18 protein-coding genes are annotated in these 19,704 nt (G+C 70.7%); 6 read left to right on the top strand and 12 right to left on the bottom strand.

Translation table 11 applies throughout. The features are described from left to right. The first annotated feature begins 35 nt into the window (after window positions 1–35). Both ACIBAE_RS02200 and ACIBAE_RS02195 read left to right on the top strand, forming a co-directional pair. Window positions 36–200, top strand: a complete 165-nt coding sequence (locus ACIBAE_RS02200; RefSeq protein ID WP_399281998.1) for a DUF6191 domain-containing protein — start codon at window positions 36–38, stop codon at window positions 198–200. A 103-nt stretch (window positions 201–303) separates the two neighbouring features. After that, window positions 304–486 carry a hypothetical protein gene (locus tag ACIBAE_RS02195; RefSeq protein ID WP_399281843.1) on the top strand — a complete coding sequence of 61 codons (183 nt, stop codon included), beginning with the start codon at window positions 304–306 and terminating at the stop codon, window positions 484–486. A 126-nt stretch (window positions 487–612) separates the two neighbouring features. On the opposite strand, the gene ACIBAE_RS02190 is transcribed toward ACIBAE_RS02195, so the two are convergent. The 4 genes from ACIBAE_RS02190 to ACIBAE_RS02175 all read right to left on the bottom strand — a co-directional run bounded on the left by ACIBAE_RS02190 (window position 613) and on the right by ACIBAE_RS02175 (window position 5,078). Further along, entirely contained in the window at window positions 613–1,209 is a 597-nt protein-coding gene (locus ACIBAE_RS02190; protein ID WP_399281842.1) for a hypothetical protein, read from the bottom strand. 53 nt (window positions 1,210–1,262) lie between these two features. Further along, complete coding sequence (locus tag ACIBAE_RS02185) at window positions 1,263–1,823, bottom strand: GNAT family N-acetyltransferase (protein WP_399281840.1); 561 nt, start codon at window positions 1,821–1,823, stop codon at window positions 1,263–1,265. Between the two features lie 294 nt (window positions 1,824–2,117). Continuing rightward, the gene (locus tag ACIBAE_RS02180; protein ID WP_399281839.1) at window positions 2,118–4,280 is read right to left on the bottom strand and encodes a phosphocholine-specific phospholipase C; all 2,163 of its coding nucleotides are present in this window, start codon (window positions 4,278–4,280) and stop codon (window positions 2,118–2,120) included. A 219-nt stretch (window positions 4,281–4,499) separates the two neighbouring features. Continuing rightward, window positions 4,500–5,078: a TetR family transcriptional regulator gene (locus ACIBAE_RS02175; protein WP_399281838.1), complete on the bottom strand. Its 579-nt coding sequence runs from the start codon at window positions 5,076–5,078 to the stop codon at window positions 4,500–4,502. 229 nt (window positions 5,079–5,307) lie between these two features. On the opposite strand from ACIBAE_RS02175, the gene ACIBAE_RS02170 reads away from it, so the two are divergent. Both ACIBAE_RS02170 and ACIBAE_RS02165 read left to right on the top strand, forming a co-directional pair. After that, window positions 5,308–6,195: an oxidoreductase gene (locus ACIBAE_RS02170; RefSeq protein WP_399281837.1), complete on the top strand. Its 888-nt coding sequence runs from the start codon at window positions 5,308–5,310 to the stop codon at window positions 6,193–6,195. Continuing rightward, window positions 6,192–7,121: an oxidoreductase gene (locus ACIBAE_RS02165; RefSeq protein WP_399281836.1), complete on the top strand. Its 930-nt coding sequence runs from the start codon at window positions 6,192–6,194 to the stop codon at window positions 7,119–7,121. Before ACIBAE_RS02170 ends, ACIBAE_RS02165 begins: the two co-directional genes overlap by 4 nt. A 249-nt stretch (window positions 7,122–7,370) precedes the next feature. On the opposite strand, the gene ACIBAE_RS02160 is transcribed toward ACIBAE_RS02165, so the two are convergent. The 8 genes from ACIBAE_RS02160 to gatC form a co-directional block, all read right to left on the bottom strand. Further along, window positions 7,371–8,810: a ricin-type beta-trefoil lectin domain protein gene (locus ACIBAE_RS02160; protein WP_399281835.1), complete on the bottom strand. Its 1,440-nt coding sequence runs from the start codon at window positions 8,808–8,810 to the stop codon at window positions 7,371–7,373. A gap of 225 nt (window positions 8,811–9,035) precedes the next feature. Then, window positions 9,036–10,292: an arsenic transporter gene (locus tag ACIBAE_RS02155; protein ID WP_399281834.1), complete on the bottom strand. Its 1,257-nt coding sequence runs from the start codon at window positions 10,290–10,292 to the stop codon at window positions 9,036–9,038. Between the two features lie 170 nt (window positions 10,293–10,462). Next, a complete protein-coding gene (gene gatB, locus ACIBAE_RS02150) occupies window positions 10,463–11,971 on the bottom strand; it encodes an Asp-tRNA(Asn)/Glu-tRNA(Gln) amidotransferase subunit GatB (protein ID WP_399281833.1) in 1,509 nt (502 codons plus the stop codon). Then, the gene (locus ACIBAE_RS02145; RefSeq protein WP_399281832.1) at window positions 11,968–12,561 is read right to left on the bottom strand and encodes a hypothetical protein; all 594 of its coding nucleotides are present in this window, start codon (window positions 12,559–12,561) and stop codon (window positions 11,968–11,970) included. The genes gatB and ACIBAE_RS02145 overlap by 4 nt, the downstream gene beginning before the upstream one ends. Continuing rightward, entirely contained in the window at window positions 12,558–13,790 is a 1,233-nt protein-coding gene (locus ACIBAE_RS02140; RefSeq protein WP_399281831.1) for an AAA family ATPase, read from the bottom strand. Before ACIBAE_RS02140 ends, ACIBAE_RS02145 begins: the two co-directional genes overlap by 4 nt. Window positions 13,791–13,847: 57 nt before the next feature. Continuing rightward, the gene (locus tag ACIBAE_RS02135) at window positions 13,848–14,090 is read right to left on the bottom strand and encodes a hypothetical protein (protein WP_399281830.1); all 243 of its coding nucleotides are present in this window, start codon (window positions 14,088–14,090) and stop codon (window positions 13,848–13,850) included. Continuing rightward, window positions 14,087–15,580: an Asp-tRNA(Asn)/Glu-tRNA(Gln) amidotransferase subunit GatA gene (gatA, locus tag ACIBAE_RS02130; protein WP_399281829.1), complete on the bottom strand. Its 1,494-nt coding sequence runs from the start codon at window positions 15,578–15,580 to the stop codon at window positions 14,087–14,089. Before gatA ends, ACIBAE_RS02135 begins: the two co-directional genes overlap by 4 nt. 5 nt (window positions 15,581–15,585) lie before the next feature. After that, window positions 15,586–15,882, bottom strand: a complete 297-nt coding sequence (gene gatC, locus ACIBAE_RS02125; protein ID WP_010984178.1) for an Asp-tRNA(Asn)/Glu-tRNA(Gln) amidotransferase subunit GatC — start codon at window positions 15,880–15,882, stop codon at window positions 15,586–15,588. Window positions 15,883–16,177: 295 nt separating this feature from the next. On the opposite strand from gatC, the gene ACIBAE_RS02120 reads away from it, so the two are divergent. Next, complete coding sequence (locus tag ACIBAE_RS02120; RefSeq protein ID WP_399281828.1) at window positions 16,178–17,602, top strand: endonuclease/exonuclease/phosphatase family protein; 1,425 nt, start codon at window positions 16,178–16,180, stop codon at window positions 17,600–17,602. A 20-nt stretch (window positions 17,603–17,622) separates the two neighbouring features. Continuing rightward, window positions 17,623–19,641 (top strand): phosphocholine-specific phospholipase C, encoded by a 2,019-nt coding sequence (locus ACIBAE_RS02115; RefSeq protein ID WP_399281827.1) that lies wholly within the window; start codon window positions 17,623–17,625, stop codon window positions 19,639–19,641. Window positions 19,642–19,704 lie beyond the last annotated feature (63 nt).

Raw genomic sequence — 19,704 nt, 5'->3', positions numbered from 1 at the left:
AATCTGAGTCGAGAGGTGAGCAGCCTGTGTTCAATATGATCGAGGCGATCTTCGCCCCGGGCCGTAAGCACGCCGACGACGAACAGCGGCGTCTGGAACTCACCCGGGTCGACGCCGATGACACCGAATCGGGCAGGGGCCCGATAGACCTCGCCTCGGGAAAGGTGACGATACGGGTCCCGGCGCGGCCGCAGGAGTGAGCGACGCGGCAGAGGGAGCGACGGCCGCCGGTAAAGGCACAGGTCGCCCCCGAGCGGTGTCACCGGTACCGCACGATCGCGTTCACCGGTACCGCCCGTCGAAGTGCGCCACCTGCTCGCGTACTTCCTCTGCATGCAGGACCGGGACGACGCCGCTCTGGAACAGTTCCGCCTGGTGGACGGCTATGTCCGCACCATCCCGTGGATGTGGCACGCCGATCCCGCCCAGCGGTACTGCCAGTTGCGGGACATCACCGTCGCGAACGCGAAGGCGATCACCCCGTAAGGCGATCACCCCGTAAGGCGATCACCTCTGACGACGGCCACCTCGTGGACGGCCACCTCGTACGGCGGCCATCTCGTACGGCGGCGAGCGGCCCGGTCCCCGGCCTCAGGGCCGGGGAGGACGGGCTCAGGCGCCGGGAGGGCTCGGCAGGTCCACGAAGGTGTCGAAGTACATGCCGGCGGAGAGCAGGAGCCCCAGGAGGCCGAGGACGGCTCCGGCCACCGCGAAGGGGCGTACCCAGCCGGCGCGCTGCGGGAGGGCCAGGACGACCCCGCCGATCAGCAGCGCGAGCAGGGCGACGACGCCGTTGATCGCGGCGGTGGCATGCCAGGCGTCACCGTAGATCTCGGAGATCTGCTGCGCGGGGGTGGCGGTCTGGCCGGTGTTGATCTGTCCGACGAGCGTCTCGCGCTCGGAGACGACCCGGCCGGTCCAGGTCCCGGTGAGGGCGACGATGCCGAGGCAGACGGCGAGGATGGACGCGGCGGCGGCGCCCAGTCCGGACGAGCGGCGTGCCGGGACGGCGGCGAGTTCGTCGTCGTCCAGGTCGCCGCCGTCCAGCTCGTCGTCCTCCGGAGCTCCGGTCAGTTCACCGTCCTGGCCGGTCGGTTCGCCGTCCTGGCGGGTCGTTTCTCCGGCGGCGGGCGCCGCGTCGCGCTGTTCGGGTACGGCGGCCTCGGCCGTATCCGGCTCGGTGGTCTCGGTCTTGGGGGTGGGGTTCATAGGGCGCACGCTAGGGGCCCCGTATGAGAGCTTCCTGAGAAGGGCGGACCGGCTCAGCGCGCCGGGCGCGGCTGCTCGCGCCACTCCGGTGCGAGGACCGACCAGATCTCGGTGTCCTGCCGCACCCCACGGTAGGGATAGTTCTCGCGCAGCACCCCGTCCCGCGTCATGCCGAGCCGCTGGGCGACCCTGACGCTGGGGGTGTTGGCGGAGGAGACCAGCCATTCCACCCGGTGTATCCCGCGTTCCCCGACCGCCCAGTCGATCAGCACCCGCGCGGCGCGGGTGACCAGTCCGCGTCCCGTGCCGGCGGGCTCCAGCCAGCAACCGACCTCGCAGGTCCCGTGCGCCGCGTCGAACTTGGGGAAGAGCACTCCGCCGACCAGGGTGCCGTCGAGCCAGATCCCGTAGATGCGCGCGCTGTCGGCCGCCTGCTTCTCGGCGTACGAGGTGAGCAGCGAGCGCGCCGACCCGATGTCCGTGACGAGCCGCGCGAGCCTGATGTGTTCGTCGACGAGGTCCCGGGCCCGGTCCATATGGGCGAGGAACTCCTCGGCCCGCCACGGCTCCAGGGGGCGCAGCTCTCCCCCGTCACCCAGTGATATCGCGAACATCGGGCTCCTTGTTCGGTGCGACCGGCCACATACTCGCCGCGGGATTGCCGCGGTTCGACCGCGGCCGGCGGTCGTGGATATGACGGATGTCGCGACCGGCAGTCTGTGCGCGACGGGGCGAAGCGTGCCGGGAACGGCTCCAGCGTACGAGCTCCCTGTGGGCGAGCACCATCCACGGGCGGCGGCCGGCGAAGGCGGCCGTGGGATCCGTCGCCCGGCCACCGACCGCGCATCCCCCGTCAACGCGCATCCCCCGTCAACCGGAGACTCTCGGCTCAGCCGGAGATTCTCGGCTCAGCCGGAGACGCTCGGCCGCCCGTTCTCGATGTGGCCCATGAGCCTGCGGCGGAACTCGACGCCGTCCTTGCCGGGCTCCGGCAGCTCCGGAGCGGCCGTGATCTCGATGTCGTACCAGCCGTGCGCGTCGGCAGCCGAGTGCACGACGCTGCGGCTGCGGCCCGGCTTCACCGTGATCCGGCGGGTCCAGCCGTCCAGGTCGGCCTCGTCGACATAGCCGAGCGGCCGCACCGTGAAGGTGACCGGCCGGTCGCCCTTGTTGCGCAGGGTGAGCTGCAGATCGCGGTCGTGGTGATCGACGGCCGAGGAGACCTCGGCACCGTGGCCGGTCACCGGGCCGGCGAACTCGCGGCGGAATCCGTTCGGCCCGGTGATCGTGAAGCGGTACGCGTCGCCGTCACCGGTCAGCGAGGTCAGGGGCACGGTCCACCGAGCGGAGCCCCGGACGTCGCGGTGCTGCGGGATCTCGAACTCACCGGCGTACGGATAGAGCGCGAAGTGCGCGCTCGCGCGGCCCGTGTTGCTGAGCGCGACCTTGAAGGCCCGGCCGTCGAGGTGACCGTACGCGTCGGTCTGGTAGGGCAGCGGCCTGGCCGGCCGGGTGCCCTTCTCCTGCTCGGGCATCCGCTGCTCGGCGGGCGGCAGGGGGCGCCAGCGGCCGGTGAACGGCGGGACCGCGCCCGGCCTCCCCACCTCGGGCTGCCCGCTGCCGCGCTCGAAGTCGAAGGCGGAGGTCAGGTCGCCGGTGACATGGCGCCGCCAGTCCGTGATGTTGGGCTCGCCGACACCGGTCCACTTCTCCAGGAATCGGATGACCGAGGTGTGGTCGAAGACCTGGGAGCAGACATAGCCGCCGACCGTCCACGGCGAGACGACCAGCAGCGGGACCCGCACGCCGAGCCCGGTCGGCCGTCCCTGCCAGCGCTCGTCGCGGTTGTTGGCCGGCGGCACGGGCGGCGGGACGTGGTCGAAGAAGCCGTCGTTCTCGTCGTAGTTGATCAGTACGACGGTGTGCCGCCAGACGTCGGGGTGCGCGCCGAGTGCGTCCAGCACCTGGTAGACGAGGGTGGCGCTGGCGATCGGCGACGAGGCGCTGGGGTGCTCCGAGTCGGCCGCCGAGGGGACCAGGTACGACACCTCGGGCAGCGTCCCGGCGGCCACGTCGGCCCGGAAGCGCTCGGCCAGCGTGCCGCTCTCCACGCGCCGCAGTCCACGCTCGAACAGCGACCGCTCGCGCTTGGTCAGCTTCGCGACGCCCTCGTCCAGGGCGGCGAGCAGCCGCTCGCGCTCGGCGGCGTCCTCGGTGTCGCGGACGGCCGCGTAGAACGCCTCCATGTAGGTGAAGCCGGCCGCGCCGGGCTGACCGGGCAGCGCACGCGCCGGGGTGAGCGCCTTGCGGGCGATGTCCTTGAAGGTGGTGAAGAACTCGATGTTGTTGTCGGTGAAGTTCTCCCACTCCGTGTACGTCTGCCAGCTGCGGCCCGCCCGCTCCAGCCGCTCGGCGTAGGTCGGCCAGGGGTAGCCGGGGTGGGTGCCCTCGTCGTACGCGTCGTTGCCGACGGCCCGCCGCCCGTCGGCCTCGAAGCCGGTCCAGCCGCTCCACAGGTGGTTGCGGTTGGGGCTCGTCGAGGTGTGGGTGGACGAGTGGTACGCGTCGCAGACCGTGAACGTGTCGGCCAGTTCGTAGTGCAGCGGGATGTCGCGCCGGTCGTAGTAGGCCATGGTGGCGGCCGTCTTGGCGGAGACCCAGCGGTCCATCCACCCGTTGTTCCAGGCGGCGGCCCCGCCGTCCCAGGAGTGGTCGAGGGCCCCGATGTACTGGAGGTCCTTCTTCTGCGTCTCGGCGGCGTCCCGTACGGGGAAGGGCAGGACGGTGCTCAGCGGGCCGGGCTGCTCGAAGACGGGTCTGCCGGAGGGAAGCTCGACGGCGTTACGGTCCCCGAACCCGCGTACCCCGCGCAGCGTGCCGAAGTAGTGGTCGAAGGAGCGGTTCTCCTGCATGAGGATCACCACGTGCTTGATCGCCCGCATCCCGCCGGCCGCCGGCTCGGCGGCGAGGGCGGCCTGCAGCGACGGCGGCAGCACCGACCCGGTGGCCGCCATGCCCAGCGCGCCCGAGCCGAGGGCGAGCATTTTCCTGCGTGATATCTCCGGTGACATGCCCGACCTCCCATAGTGGTTCGGCCGGGACGGTAGTGAGACGGAGTGGCAGCAGAGCGGCCTGAATGCGTCCACCAGGTGAACGTCCCCGGGTCCGAGGGCGAGCGGGGATCCTCTCCCCCACTCGACCCGACCCGACCCGACTCGGCCCGACTCGAACCGGCCCGACGCGTGGCGTTCGGGCGTCGCGCTCACCCCCTGGTGTTCACGCCCCCGCGCTCACCCCGTGGGGAACGACGGCCGTGTGAGGCGGCCCACCGAGACGACCACCGCGTGCCGCCTGGCCGCGATCTCGGAGGGGTCGGTCATCTTGCTCACGGACTCCGGGCTGCCCTCGGTCCAGGTGCCGGAGAGGGCGACGAGCAGGGCCAGCATCAGCGGGGGCGGCAGACCGGCGTCGACCCGCCCGTCGCCCTGGGCCGTCGCGAGCGCCCGGAGCTTCGCCGCGTTGGCCTTCTCCGCGATCGGCAGCACTTCTCCCGGTCGCTCCAGGCTCTGCCAGCGCGCGAGCCGCATCAGGTGCGGGTGTGCGAGGTGGAAGTCGAAGAGGGCGCCCGCGTATCCGGGGAGGTCGTCCGCGTCGAAGGGCGCGGCGGCGAGTATCTCGTCGACGGCGGCCTCGTACACCGCGTCGAAAAGCTGGTCCTTGCTCCCGAAGTGCACGTAGATCAGATTCTTGTTGTAGCCGGCCGCCGAGGCGATACGGTCCACGCGCGCACCGGCGATGCCGTACGCGGCGAACTCGTCGGTCGCCGCGCGGAGCAGGCTGGTCCTGGTGGTTCGGGAGTCTCTGGCCACGCCTTCATCGTAGCCAGCGCGACCACGGATTCCCTATCTGGTAACTGACCGTTCAGTTACCACCTGGTTCCGGCCCGGGGTCCGAGCAGACCACACATGACAAACCAGTTATTTAGCGCGTTCAATCGCTTGCAGCGGGCGTCGCTCCCTGTCTACAGTGAAGTAACCGGTTGGTCAGTTACTGGCCGGTCTTTCGGTCTTCGCCCCTCCCCCTCAGAGGAACAGCGTCATGTCACAGGTCTGGTTCATCACCGGCAGCTCGCGCGGCCTGGGCCGCGCCATCACCGAGGCGGCCCTCGCCGCCGGCCACCGCGTGGTGGCCACGGCGCGCAAACCCGCCCAGCTCGACGATCTCGTCGGCAGGTACGGCGAGCAGCTCCGCGCCGTCCCGCTCGACGTCACCGACGCCGACGCGGCGCGGGCGGCCGTCCAGGGGGCGGTCGACGCCTTCGGCCGGCTGGACGTCGTCGTGAACAACGCCGGATACGGCGACATGGCCGCCATCGAGGACGTCACCGACGCCGACTTCCGCGCCCAGATCGACACCAACTTCTACGGCGTCTACTACGTCACCAAGGCCGCCGTGCCGATCCTCCGTGAGCAGGGGTCCGGGCACATCGTGCAGATCTCGTCGAGCGGCGGCCGGATGACCACCCCCGGCCTCGGCGCCTACCAGAGCGCCAAATGGGCGGTCGCCGGCTTCTCCGAAGTGCTCTCCCGCGAGCTCGCCCCGCTCGGCGTACACGTCACCGTCATCGAGCCGGGCGGTCTGCGTACCGACTGGGCCGGGGCGTCGATGACGATTCCCCCGGTCAGCGAGCCGTACCGGGGAACCGTCGGCGCGATGGCGGAGCTGATCCGGAGCATGGACGGACAGCAGACCGGCGACCCCGCCAAGGCGGCGCAGGTCATCCTGGGCCTGCCCGAGCTGGACGAGCCGCCGGTGCATCTGCTGCTGGGCAGCGACGCGTACGGGTACGTGACGGAGTCCGACCGTGCTCGCACCGCATCCGACACGAAGTGGCGGAAGCTCACGGAGTCGATCGACTACGCCGCCGACACCGACACCCGCTCCGCCTCCGACACCGACGCCGACACCGGGAACAGCACGACATGAACGACTGGTCTCCTGAGCACATCCCCGGTCAGCACGGCCGCCTCGCCGTCGTCACCGGCGCCAACAGCGGCATCGGTGAGATCACCGCGACGGAACTGGCCCGCGCGGGCGCCGAGGTGGTGCTGGCCGGCCGCTCTCCCGGCAAGCTTCGGGACGCCGCCGACCGGCTCACCGCCTCGGTCCCCGGCGCCCGGGTACGGGCCGAGGTGCTCGATCTCGCGGACCTCTCCTCCGTCGCCGCCTTCGCCGGCCGGATGACCGAGCCGGGACGTGCGATCGATCTCCTGGTCAACAACGCGGGCGTGATGGCCGTCCCGGAACGCCGGACCACGGCGGACGGCTTCGAGCTGACCTTCGGCACCAACCATCTGGGCCACTTCGCCCTCACCGGCCGGCTCCTCCCGCTGCTGCTCAAAGCCCCTGAGGCCAGAGTGGTGACGGTCAGCGCGGTGATCGCGAGCAGCAGGGCGTTCACCGGAGGACTCCAGGACCCGCAGAGCGAGCGGCGCTACCGGCCGATGGGCTCGTACGCCAGGTCCAAGCTCGCCAACATCCTCTTCGCCCAGGAACTGCAGCGCCGCGCCGACTCCGCCGGGGCCGCGCTGACCAGCGTGGTCATCCACCCGGGCTCGGCCTTCACCGGCCTCCAGCAGCACGGCTCCGGATTCACCCAACGGCTGGCCAGGCTCACGCTCGGCCGGGTCGTGGGCTCCAGTCCGGAGGCGGCGGCACTGCCGTCGCTGTACGCGGCGACCGCGTCCGGCATCCGGCCGGGCGGCTACTACGGCCCCGCCGGGGCACGCGGCGGCGCGGCGGGCACCCCGAAGCCGGCGAGGCTGCCCGGTGCGACGACGGACACCGGACTCGCCCGGAAGCTGTGGGACGACTCGGAGGAACTGACCCACGTGCACTACCTCTGGCCCTGACAGCGCCCCTGCGCATGACCCCGAAGGATGATCACACTTCGGGGCCATGCGCGATCAGGTGGTCATAGCACGGTCGGACAGACCGACAGTCAGCCAGGCAGTTCGTCGGGCAGAACGATTCTCATTCTGACGGATTCTCGTCCGAACTGATTCTCGTCCAAACCGATTCTCGTCCGGACGGATCCTCATCCGAGCAGATACTCAGTCAGGCGGATCGTCATCCAGGCAGTTCGTCCGGCAGGCGGTTTGTCAGGCAGGCAGATTGAACTGCTGGTTGGTGCCGCCCGCGCAGGTCCAGATCTGCAGCCGGGCGCCGTTGGCCGTGGACTTGTCCGTGACGTCGAGGCACTTGCCGGAGACGGGGTTCACCAGCGTGCCGCCGGTGCCCTTCTGCCACTGCTGCGCCCCGGTGCCGTTGCAGTCGTAGAGCTGGGCCTTGGTGCCGTTGACCGTACCGGCGGAGGTGAGGTCGAGACACTTGCCGAGCGCGCGGATCGAGCCGTCGGTGGAGACCGTCCACTGCTGGGCGTTCGACCCGTTGCAGTCGTACATCTGTACGGCGGCGCCGTTGGCGCTGCTCGCCGACGCCACGTCGACGCACTTACCGCCGAGGCCGGTGATCTGCCCGGTGGCACCGGTGCCACCGCCACCACCTCCGCCGCCTCCGCCGCCCGCACCCGTCACCGAGTTGAAGATGCTGGAGAACTGATAGGCGCTCTGCGGGGTGCCGCTGCAGGTGTCCGAGAGCTGGCCGTTGGTCGAGCACGCCTTGTCCCGGCCGAGCGCCCAGAAGGCCAGCTCCTGGATCCCCTTGGACTTGGCGAAGTTGGCGAGGGTGGTGGCGTTGCCCGTGGTGAAGATCTCGGACTTGACGTCATTGACCCCGATCATCGGGGTGTTGCCCTCCATGGCCCACAGCTGCGCGTCGGTCTTGCCCGTCCAGATCCTGCCGAGCTGGGTGTGCAGCGCGGTCGCCGCGTCGGTGGCCGCCTTGCCCATGTCCAGGGAGGGGCCGTAGTCCATCGTCATGACGTTGACGAGGTTGACGTTGAGATTGTTGCTCTTGGCGTTGTTGAGCAGGTCGAGCGACTCCTGGAGCAGCCCGGTGGGGTCGACCGGGAGCGTGTACTGCACGTCCAGCTTCCTGCCGGCGGCCGCGTACTCCTGCTGGAGCTGCGCCAGGGCCTGGTTGCGCCGGTTGTTGGCCGTGGTGTTGCCGAGCGTCCCGCCCTCGATGTCGAGGTCGATCCTGGTGAGGTTGAGGCCGTCGACGACCTTCTTGTACTGGGCCTTGAGCGCGGACACGGACGTGCAGGACACGCCGATCTCCGTACCGGATGCGCCACCGAAGGACGCGATGACGTCACCGCCCGCCGAGCGCAGCGAGTTGATGGCCGAGGTCCAGCCGGCGTCGGTGATGTCGGTGTCGCCGTTGAACTTGGCGTTGCAGCCGCCGCCGTCGATGACGAAGGCGAGGGTGAAGTACTTGAGCCCGGTGGCCGTACGGGCGTTGGCCATCGCCGAGGGCGAGTTCCAGGTCTCGACGTAGGGGGCGGCGTACTGGGCCGGGAAGCCCGGCCCCGGGTTGGCCGCGGCGCCGGCGCTGGCGCCGGTGGCGATGACCGCGGTGGCGGCCAGGGCGAGGACGGCCGGGACCGTGGCCAGGGCTCTCGTACAGGATCGGAACACAGGAACACTCCTGTCATGGGCGCATCAATGCACGACGGGGGGTGGAGCGCAGGCGAGTACCGTTCTCACATTCGACCCGACCGTTCACATGAGCGAACAAAGACTCTTCACATGAACCTGCCGGTGCTGGAACGAGTAAAGGACTAGACCAAGGCGCCGTCAATGCCCCGCGTACGCCGACCAGGCCCGTGGACGCGGTTTTTGACGGCCGTTTACCTCTCCGGGTCAGCCACCGACCACGAGCAGCGCGCCCCAGAGCGCGACGGTCGAGGCCACGAGCGTGGTGGGGACGGTCAGCAGGCCGAGCCGGGTGAACTGCCCCAGCTGGGGGTCGGCATCGTGCTCGTGCAGGATGCGCCGCCACAGCAAGGTGGCGAGCGAACCTACGTACGTCAGATTCGGCCCGAGGTTGACACCGATCAGCGCGGCGAGCACGGGCCCCGCACCCGCCGGGGCGACGACCGGCAGCAGCGCCAGGATCGCCGGGAGGTTGTTGATCGCGTTGGACAGTACGGCGGCGATCCCGGCGATCGCCAGCAGCGTGGGCAGCGACGAACCGCCGGGCAGCAGCCAACTGATGCCGGTGTCCAGGCCGTTGTCGACGACCGCCTTGACGACCACACCGAGCGCGAGGACGAAGAGACAGAACAGCGGCGACGCGGCGCGGACCAGCCCGGTCACGGTCGTCCGCTTCTGGCGCAGGGCGCGGACCGCGAGTACGGCCGTACCGGCGAGGGCCGCCCACACCGGTTCGATCCCGGCGAACGAGGTGACGGCGAATCCCGCCAGCGTCAGACCGAGCACCACCAGCGTGAAGACCGGAGGCTCGCGCCGCTCGCCGGTGCGCGGGGCGTGCGCTCCGGCGGCCAGGTCGGTCGCGAAGAAGCGGCGGAAGACGACGTACTCGACGGCGATCGCGGCCAGCCACGGCAGCGCCATCAGCGCGGCGAACCGGGTGAAGGAGAGCCCGCTGGCCGTGAACGCCAGCAGATTGGTGAGGTTGGAGACCGGCAGCAGCAGGGACGCGGAATTGGCGAGATGTCCGCAGGCGTAGACATGCGGCCGGGGCCGGGCGCCGACCCGGGCGGCGGTCGCGAACACCACCGGGGTGAGCAGTACGACCGTGGCGTCCAGGCTGAGTACGGCGGTGATCACGGCGGCCACGGCGAACACCCCGCCGAGCAGGGTGCGCGGCCGGCCGCCGCAGGCCCGCGCGACAAGGTCACCGGCCGCGGCGAACAGCCCCTCCTCGTCGCAGAGCTGGGCCAGCACCAGCACCGCCGCGAGGAATCCGATGACCGGGAGCAGGGTGTGCGTCTGCTCCCAGGCGTCATGGGGCGATACGGCACCGATGCCGACGAGCAGCAGCGCCGCGGGCACGGCGGCGGCCGCTTCGGGCCGGCCGCGCGGCCGGGCGACGGCGAACGCCAGGACGGCGAGGAGGAGCCCGGCGGAGACGATCTCGGCGGCGACGGTGTTCACGGGAAATCTGCCTCGCGGGTTCGGGGACCGGCCCCCAGGAGATCACAGCGGGGGCGGTGCACCAGCCCGGTGTACCGCCCCCACGGTGATCCGCCCGCCGGGGTCGGCGCTCGACGCGTGAGCCCTCGACGCTCGACGCGTCAGCGCTCGACGCGTCAGCGCTCGACGCGTCAGCCCTCGACGCCGAGCTTCTCCAGGATCAGCTCGCGCACGCGCGCCGCGTCCGCCTGGCCGCGCGTGGCCTTCATGACCGCGCCGACCAGCGCGCCCGCCGCGGCGACCTTGCCGCTGCGGATCTTGTCGGCGATGGCGGCGTTGCCCGCGATCGCCTCGTCCACGGCCGTGCCGAGCGCGCCGTCGTCCGAGACGACCTTGAGGCCGCGCTTCTCGACGACCGCGTCCGGGTCGCCCTCGCCCGCGAGGACACCCTCGATGACCTGGCGGGCCAGCTTGTCGTTGAGGTCACCGGACGCGACGAGCGCGGCGACCCGGGCGACCTGCGCCGGGGTGATCGGCAGCTCGTCCAGCGCGCGGCCCGACTCGTTGGCGTTACGGGCCAGCTCACCCATCCACCACTTACGGGCCTGGTCGGCCGGGGCGCCCGCGTCGATCGTGGCGACGATCGACTCGATCGCGCCGGCGTTCAGGATCGACTCCATGTCGTGCTCGGAGACCCCCCACTCCTCGCGGAGCCGGTTGCGGCGCACGCGCGGCAGCTCGGGCAGCCCGGCGCGCAGCTCCTCGACCCACTCACGGGCCGGGGCGACGGGCACCAGGTCGGGCTCGGGGAAGTACCGGTAGTCCTCGGCGTTGTCCTTGATGCGGCCGGACGTGGTGGAGCCGTCCTCCTCGTGGAAGTGCCGGGTCTCCTGGAGGATCGTGCCGCCCGAGTTCAGCACCGCGGCGTGACGCTGGATCTCGAAGCGGGCGGCGCGCTCGACACTGCGCAGCGAGTTGACGTTCTTCGTCTCGGAGCGGGTCCCGAACTCCTCGCGGCCGTGCGGGCGCAGCGACAGGTTCACGTCGCACCGCATCTGGCCCATCTCCATGCGGGCCTCGGACACCCCGAGCGCCTTGATCAGCTCACGCAGCTCGGCGACGTACGCCTTGGCGACCTCGGGGGCCCGCTCGCCCGCGCCCTCGATGGGCTTGGTGACGATCTCGATGAGCGGGATGCCGGCGCGGTTGTAGTCGAGCAGGGAGTGCGACGCGCCGTGGATACGGCCGGTGGCACCGCCGACGTGCGTCGACTTGCCGGTGTCCTCCTCCATGTGGGCGCGCTCGATCTGCACGCGGAAGATCTCGCCGTCCTCCAGCTGGACGTCCAGATAGCCGTTGAAGGCGATCGGCTCGTCGTACTGGGAGGTCTGGAAGTTCTTCGGCATGTCCGGATAGAAGTAGTTCTTCCGGGCGAAGCGGCACCACTCGGCGATCTCGCAGTTGAGCGCCAGGCCGATCTTTATGGCCGACTCGACACCGATCGCGTTGACGACGGGGAGCGAACCGGGCATACCCAGACAGATGGGGCACGTCTGCGAGTTGGGCGCGGCGCCCAGCTCGGTCGAGCAGCCGCAGAACATCTTGGTCCTGGTGCCGAGCTCGACGTGGACCTCAAGGCCCATGACGGGGTCGTAGGTCGTCAGCGCGTCCTCGTACGACACCAGTTCAGTGACGGTCACAGAAAATGCAACTCCTTCAAGGCAGCTGTCAGTTCGGCGCACCACTGCTGGTACGCGGGAAGGGTTCGGAGGAGGTCCAGATCGACACGCTCGCCGAGGAATTCGGCCAGTTCACGCGTGTCGTCACTGGGAAGGATGCGGGAAAGCAGGGCTTTGGGGTCGGAGACCTTCTCCGCTTCCCGCCCGGTCGAGGGGATGAGGCCGGCGACCGCGCCGGGCAGCGAGGCGAGCAACGGCCCGTCTGCGAGCAGCCACGCCTCGGTCTCCCGTACGGGAACAACACCGACAATCCGGCAGTGCGGCGGCAGTGCCACGTCCTGGCGAATCTTCTCGATCTTGTTTAGCTCCCGGTGGTCATTGTGGATCAGCAACAGGTCGCAGTCCTGGGCGAGGTCGGCCGCGTCCGCGCAGATCCGTTCGTGCGCCGCACGCGCGGTGCTGTACGAACCCCGCAACGGTGAATCGGCCACGTCGAAGGGCTCCGGATGGCGAGCCGCCAGTGCCTTGAGCTGCCGCACGGCGACGACACCCAGAAAGATCTCGTCCTCGGGTCCTTCGGTGAGCGGGCCGATGGTCAGGTAGCGGGTCAACGCGTACCTGCCTGAGCGGTTTCCAGGTACTGCCGGGCTTCTCGTGCGGGCACGTACGTGCCGCGCTCCCCCGACTCGGCCAGTGGCCGTACCCGGCTGTGCCGCGACCCGGCTTCGCCACCGCCGACCCTGGTGACGGTGTCCACGAAGAGCACGTCATCCGGGTGTTCCGGATACAGGGCGGCCAGGACGACCGGGGAGTGCGTCGTGACGATGATCTGCTGGAGAGCGGCGCTGCCGGTGGTGCGCCGGAGCCGGCGTACCAGCTCCTTGACCTGTCCGGGGTGCAGGCCGTTCTCGACGTCCTCGATCATGAGCGTGCGGCAGTCGCTGCGCACCGGACCGCCCGTACCGTCGTGGGCGGCGGCCAGGACGGACAACACGTGAAGCGTGCCGTCGGAAGCCAGTCGGGCCGGCGTGGGCGCCGCGTCCCGGTAGGCCAGGTCCAGTTCCCAGGTACCCCTGTCGGGATCGGCGGTCGAGCGCAACTCGGTCAGCCCCGGCAGTACGGCCACGGCATCGGCCTGCAGTTGCAGGGCCTTCTGACGCGCCCGGTGCGGCGCGGCGAGGAGGCGTCCCAGCACGGCGGACAGATTGTGCGCGTCCCGGGCCATCCGCTCGTCGTCATGCAGATCCGGGTCCTGGCGGGCCGCGTCGGGGTCCGGCACCAGGCGGTACCAGTGGCTTCGGGGCGCGTGCCACGCGATCAGGTCGATGGCGCCGGCGATCGGTGCGTTGCGGCGGATCTCGGCGGACTGATCGCCGGTGAGCCGCCAGCGGGCAGGGACGTCGGCCAGGGAGAACAGCTCGCCCCTGACCTGGGGAGGCGTGGTCCCGCCTTGGTGGACGATCTCCAGGACCATCCGGAGGTGGCTCATGCCACGGGTGGCGTCCGAGCGGAGGAAGTCGACGGCGATGCGGATGCGGTCGGCAACCGTGCCGTCGGCGTACCGGTGGAAGAGGTCGATGACGCGGCCCCTGCGGTCCCCGCCCGGACGCACTTCGTCGGACCAGACGAAGGAATCGGTACCCCTGCCCGACCAGGAGACGCTTTCCGCCGCGCCCGCGAGCTGCCCGGCGAGGTCGATCGCTTCCAGCAGGTTCGTCTTGCCGGAGCTGTTCTGTCCCACGAGCACCGTGAAGGGTGACAGGTCCACCGCGCAGTCGCGGAACGACCGGAATCCTTCGATCTCGATACGGGTGATCACTGTGTCACCCCCTTCTTCCATGGTGTGGAGCTTCGGCCCGGGGTCAGCTCCCTGGGGAACGGACCCCGGGCCTCGCGCTCAGCCCAGCAGGACGTCGTCGTCGCCCAGCCGCTTCAGCTCGCGCAGCAGCAGCGCGACGCCCGTCGCGATGGCGGCGGCGGAGATGACGGCGTCCACGAGACGGAGCGTGTCGCTGTCCTTGCGGGCCGTCCTGGCCTGCTTGACGACGCTGATCGCACCGAACGCGGTGGTTCCGATCGACAGGTACGTGCCAGCCTTGGACTTCTTGAAGCCCTTGGCCTTGCTCATTGCATTGCTCACAGTGACGGCGCCTCCTCCAGCAGTGGGTGCCCCCACTTTTCCACGAAGGCGGCCTCGACGGCGGCACCGACCTTGTACAGCCGGTCGTCCTTGAGGGCGGGAGCGATGATCTGCAGGCCGACCGGCAGGCCGTCCTCCGGCGCGAGGCCGCAGGGCAGCGACATGGCCGCGTTGCCGGCCAGGTTGGTCGGGATGGTGCACAGGTCGGCGAGGTACATCGCCATCGGGTCGTCGGCGCGCTCGCCGATCGGGAAGGCGGTGGTCGGGGTCGTCGGGGAGACGATCACGTCGACCTGCTCGAACGCCTTCTCGAAGTCCCGGGTGATGAGGGTACGGACCTTCTGCGCCGAGCCGTAGTACGCGTCGTAGTAGCCGGAGCTGAGCGCGTACGTGCCGAGGATGATGCGGCGCTTGACCTCGTCGCCGAAGCCCGCCTCGCGGGTGAGCGCCGTGACGTCCTCGGCGGACCGGGTGCCGTCGTCGCCGACCCGCAGGCCGTACCGCATGGCGTCGAACCGCGCGAGGTTCGAGGACGCCTCGGACGGCGCGATCAGGTAGTACGCGGCGAGGCCGAGGTCGAAGGACGGGCAGTCCAGTTCGACGATCTCCGCGCCGAGCCCCTTCAGCAGTTCCACGGACTCGTCGAAGCGCTGCACGACACCGGCCTGGTAGCCCTCGCCGCGGAACTGCTTGACGACGCCGACGCGCATCCCGGCGACCGAGCCGTTGCGGGCCGCCTCGACGACCGGCGGGACCGGGGCGTCGATGGACGTGGAGTCGAGCGGGTCGTGGCCCGCGATCACCTCGTGCAGCAGGGCCGCGTCCAGGACCGTACGGGCACAGGGGCCGCCCTGGTCGAGGGAGGACGAGAAGGCGACCATGCCGTAGCGGGAGACCGAGCCGTACGTCGGCTTGACGCCGACCGTGCCGGTCACGGCGGCGGGCTGGCGGATGGAACCGCCGGTGTCCGTGCCGATGGCCAGGGGCGCCTGGTACGAGGCGAGGGAGGCGGACGAACCGCCGCCGGAGCCGCCGGGGACCCGGGTGAGGTCCCAGGGGTTGCCGGTGGGACCGTACGCGCTGTTCTCCGTCGAGGACCCCATGGCGAACTCGTCCATGTTGGTCTTGCCGAGGATGACGACGTCGGCGGCCTTGAGCCGCTTGGTCAGGGTCGCGTCGTACGGCGGGATCCAGCCTTCGAGGATCTTCGAGCCGACGGTGGTCGGCACGCCCTCGGTGGTGAAGATGTCCTTGAGTGCGAGCGGGACGCCGGCCAGCGGTCCGAGCTTCTCGCCCGCCGCGCGCTTCGCGTCCACGGCGCGGGCCTGGGCCAGCGCGCCTTCCCGGTCGACGTGCAGGAAGGCGTTGACCTTCTCGTCGACGGCGTCGATGCGCGCGAGGTGGGCCTCGGTCACCTCGACGGCCGTCAGGTCGCCGGAGGCGATCTTCGCGGCGATCTCCGCCGCGGTGAGCTTGATGATGTCGGTCATGGCTGTTAGTCCTCCCCCAGGATCTGCGGCACCTTGAAACGCTGCTGCTCCTGGGCCGGGGCGCCGGAGAGCGCCTGCTCGGGGGTGAGCGACGGGCGGACCTCGTCCGCGCGCATGACGTTGGTCAGCGGCAGCGGGTGGGAGGTCGGCGGTACGTCTTGGTCGGCTACCTCGGATACGCGGGCGACCGCGCCGATGATGTCGTCGAGCTGTCCGGCGAAGTGGTCGAGCTCTTCGGCCTTCAGCTCCAGACGCGCCAGCCGGGCGAGGTGGGCGACCTCCTCGCGCGTGATGCCAGGCATGCGGCGTTCCTCTGGGGTGAGTGTGATGGGCTTTGGCCCAATCCTATGGGGCGGGCGGGTGTGCCAGCGAAACGCTTTCCCCGAGGTGGCCCGCGCTGCGGGGGCGGGCCGCACCGGATCGGTGGACAGCGCCGCTGTGATGTTGCTGTTTGTCAGAGTTTCGTGACCCTCTGATCGCCGTACATGATCTGTTCACGTCCTGTGCCCGGAGAGCTGGCTCACTGACCGAAGTTGTCCATCCAACTTCCGGCTTCCGGCCCGCGCTCCCGCCTGGGCGGAGAGGACCAGAACTTCCGTGTCCCCGCAGAGATCGGCCGCTGCCTCCGGCAGCACGGTGTCCCTCACCTCGCCCACTTCCCCGCGTGAGGGTGACAAGCTCACTTTCCACTGGACCACCGACGCTCCCCACGCCAAGAACTGGATCGGGATCTACGACGGCGACCGGCAGCCCGGAGTCGGCTCCTCCCTGCTGTGGGAGTACGTGACGACGGAGTCCGGCGACCTCGCCCTCGGCGGCCTCCCCGAAGGCGTGTACACCGCCTATCTGCTGGCCAAGGACGCGTACGGCATCCTCGCCAGGACCACGCCGTTCACGGTCACGGCCCGGCCCGTGATCGCCCGCCCGCACGCCGCCATCGACTCGTTCACCACCGCGGCCCACGCCCCCGGTGCCGCCGTCTCGGTGCCGCTGGCCCCGCTGTGGATCCGGCCCCAGGGCAACCCCTCCGGCACCCCGGCCTTCCGCCGGATCACCGGCGACTCCTGGCTGACACTGCGGCAGGACGGGACCGTCACCGGCACCGCGCCCGCGCGGGCCGCCCACCCGGGCCGGATCGAGGTCGGCGTCAAGGACAGCGCGGGCGGCAGCGACACGGTGACCGTGCAGGTGCCGGTCCGGACGGCCGGCTCCAGGCCACGGCTGACCGTCGCCTCGCTGAACCTCTGGGACGCGGGCTCGCACATCGACGACGCGCACGAGAAGCACCTGCGGCTGATCCTCGGCCAGGGGCTCGATGTGCTGGCGGTGCAGGAGTCGGGCGGCGCCTCGGCCGGGGCCCTCGCCGACGCACTGGGCTGGCACGCGTACGAGTCCCCGGCCGGGGTCGGCCTGATCAGCCGCTTCCCGCTGACCGACGCCTCGGCGCCGGTCCGGGACGTACCGGCGGTCGCCGCGACCGTGCGGATGCCGGACGGCCGGACCGTACGGCTGTGGGCGGCCCAGCTCGACGAGGCCGCGTACGGGCCCCACGCGCTGCGTGACGGCCGTACCGCCGCCCAGGTCGAGGCCGCCGAGCTGAAGACCGTCCGCTACCGGCAGGCGACCGCGCTGCTCGCGGCGATGCGGGCGGACATCGCCTCGCGGGGCCCGGTGATCCTGGCCGGCGGCCTCGCCTCGCCCTCCCACCTGGACGACAAGGGCAAGAAGGCCGTCCACTGGCCCGTCGGCGTCGCACTCGACAAGGCGGGGCTGACCGACGCGTACCGCGAGGCCCACCCCAACGCGACGAAGGACCCCGGCGTGACCTGGTCCCCGGTGCGCCCCGAGGAGCCGCGGGACCGGATCGACCAGCTGCACTTCGCCGGCCGGCTGCGCGTCGAATCCGCGTACACGCTGTGCACCGGCTGGCCCCGGCCCGTCCCCGGCACGGCGGGCAACGGCTGGCCCTCGGACCACGCGGCGCCCGTCGTGACCTTCTCGCTCCCCGCCAGCCACGCCTGATCCCGAAGGAATCCACAGCCATGACCCCGATCAGCCGCCGCACCTTCGTGGGCGCCTCCGCGGCGACGGCCGCCGCTGCCGCCGCCGGCCTTCAGGACACCGCCGTCGCCGCCCCGAACACCGCCGGCGCGGCCACCACGGGCGGCAAGAAGCCCAAGGGCAGCATCAAGGACGTCAAGCACGTCGTCATCCTCATGCAGGAGAACCGCAGCTTCGACCACTACTTCGGCGCTCTCGGCGGTGTCCGCGGCTTCGACGACCAGCAGGCCATGACGCTGCCCGGCGGCGACTCCGTCTTCCGGCAGCCGGACAACGGGCGCGCGGACGGCTTCATGCTGCCCTTCCGCATGGACACCAACAAGTACAACGCGCAGAACGCGGGCGGCCTCCCGCACGACTGGGGCACCGGCCACACCGCCATCAACGGCGGCGCGATGAACAAGTGGATCACCGCCAAGGGCGAGCGGACCATGGGCTACTTCACCCGGGAGGACATCCCGTACCAGTACGCCCTCGCGGACGCCTTCACCCTCTGCGACGCCTACTTCTGCTCGCAGGCGGGACCGACCGACCCCAACCGCCTCTACCTGTGGTCCGGCACCGCCGGACCGGGCCTGGACGGCACCACGGGCCCCTTCATCGACAACTCGGTCGTCACCGACAACCCGGTCGCCGACTGGACGACGTACGCCGAGCGGCTGGAGGCGGCCAAGGTCAGCTGGCGCGTCTACCACAACCCGTCCTTCGACGACCGGTACGGCGACTACGACTGCAACGGACTCTCGTACTTCCAGCAGTTCCACGCGTTCCCGAAGGACGACCCGCGCTACATCAACGCGATGACCAAGTTCGACCTGACGGCCTTCGACCAGGACTGCAAGGACGGCACCCTGCCGACCGTGTCCTGGCTGGTCGCCCCGTACCTCTTCTGCGAGCACCCGGCGGCCGGGCCCAACTACGGCGCGCACTGGGTCAACACGGCGCTCCGGTCGATGATGTCCAACCCGGAGGTGTGGGAGCACACCGTCTTCCTCATCATGTACGACGAGAACGACGGCTACTTCGACCACGTGCTGCCGCCGACCCCGGAGCCGGGCACGCCGGACGAGTTCGCCGACGGCCGGCCGATCGGGCTCGGCAACCGCGTACCCCTGTGGGCGATATCCCCCTGGTCGCGCGGCGGTTACGTCAACTCCCAGGTCTCCGACCACACATCCGTGCTGCAGTTCCTGGAGAAGGTCACGGGGGTGAAGGAGCCCAACATCTCGCAGTGGCGCCGTGACGTCTGCGGCGACCTCACCAGCTGCTTCGACTTCACCAGGCCGGACTTCAGCATCCCGGAGCTGCCCGACACGAACGCCCTGATGGCGAAGGCGGACGCCGGCAACGCGCTCCCCGCCGTGAAGCTGCCGCCGAACGGCGGCCAGTCGATGGCCACCCAGGAACCGGGCAGCCGCCCGCACCGGGCGCTGCCGTACCGGCCGTGGGCGGACATCGAGGTGGACCGGGTGACGGGCAAGGTCACCTGCGTCCTCGCCAACGAGGGCACGGAGACGTTCCACTTCACCGTGCTGCCGAACGCGCTGAAGCCGTTCACCGGCACCCCCTTCACCGTGCGGCCCGGCGCCTCGAAGACGTACGTCTGGGACACCTCGGAGACCGACGGGGCCTACGACTTCTCGGTGTACGGCGCCGACGGCTTCGTCCGCCGCTTCTCCGGCACGGTCGTACGGAAGGGCAACGAGGCGGGCGCTCCGGTGCCCTCGGTGACCGCGAAGCTGCACGGCGGCAAGCCGGAACGCGCCACGGTGGAGCTGAAGTTCAGGAACGACGGGGACAGGGAAGCGGCCTTCACCGTGAGCCCCGCCGGCGGCACCAAGGGCGCCAAAACGGTCTGGGTCGGCGCGGGCGACCGATCCTCGGTGTCCTGGCCGGTGGACGAGAAGGACGGCGGCTACGACCTGACGGTCACCGCCGGTACCGGAACCCGCTTCGGCCGGCGGTACGCGGGCACGGTCCACCCGCTGCCCGCCCGCTGATCCGCCGGTGGTCCGGCCCGGGCGCGTCAGCCCCGGGCCGGACCACCGGACGCCCGGGCCGGA

The sequence above is a fragment of the Streptomyces sp. NPDC051569 genome (assembly GCF_044454085.1).
GTDB lineage: Bacteria > Actinomycetota > Actinomycetes > Streptomycetales > Streptomycetaceae > Streptomyces.
Note: the sequence above shows the minus strand (reverse complement) of the source record. Positions and strands in the feature narration are given on the sequence as shown.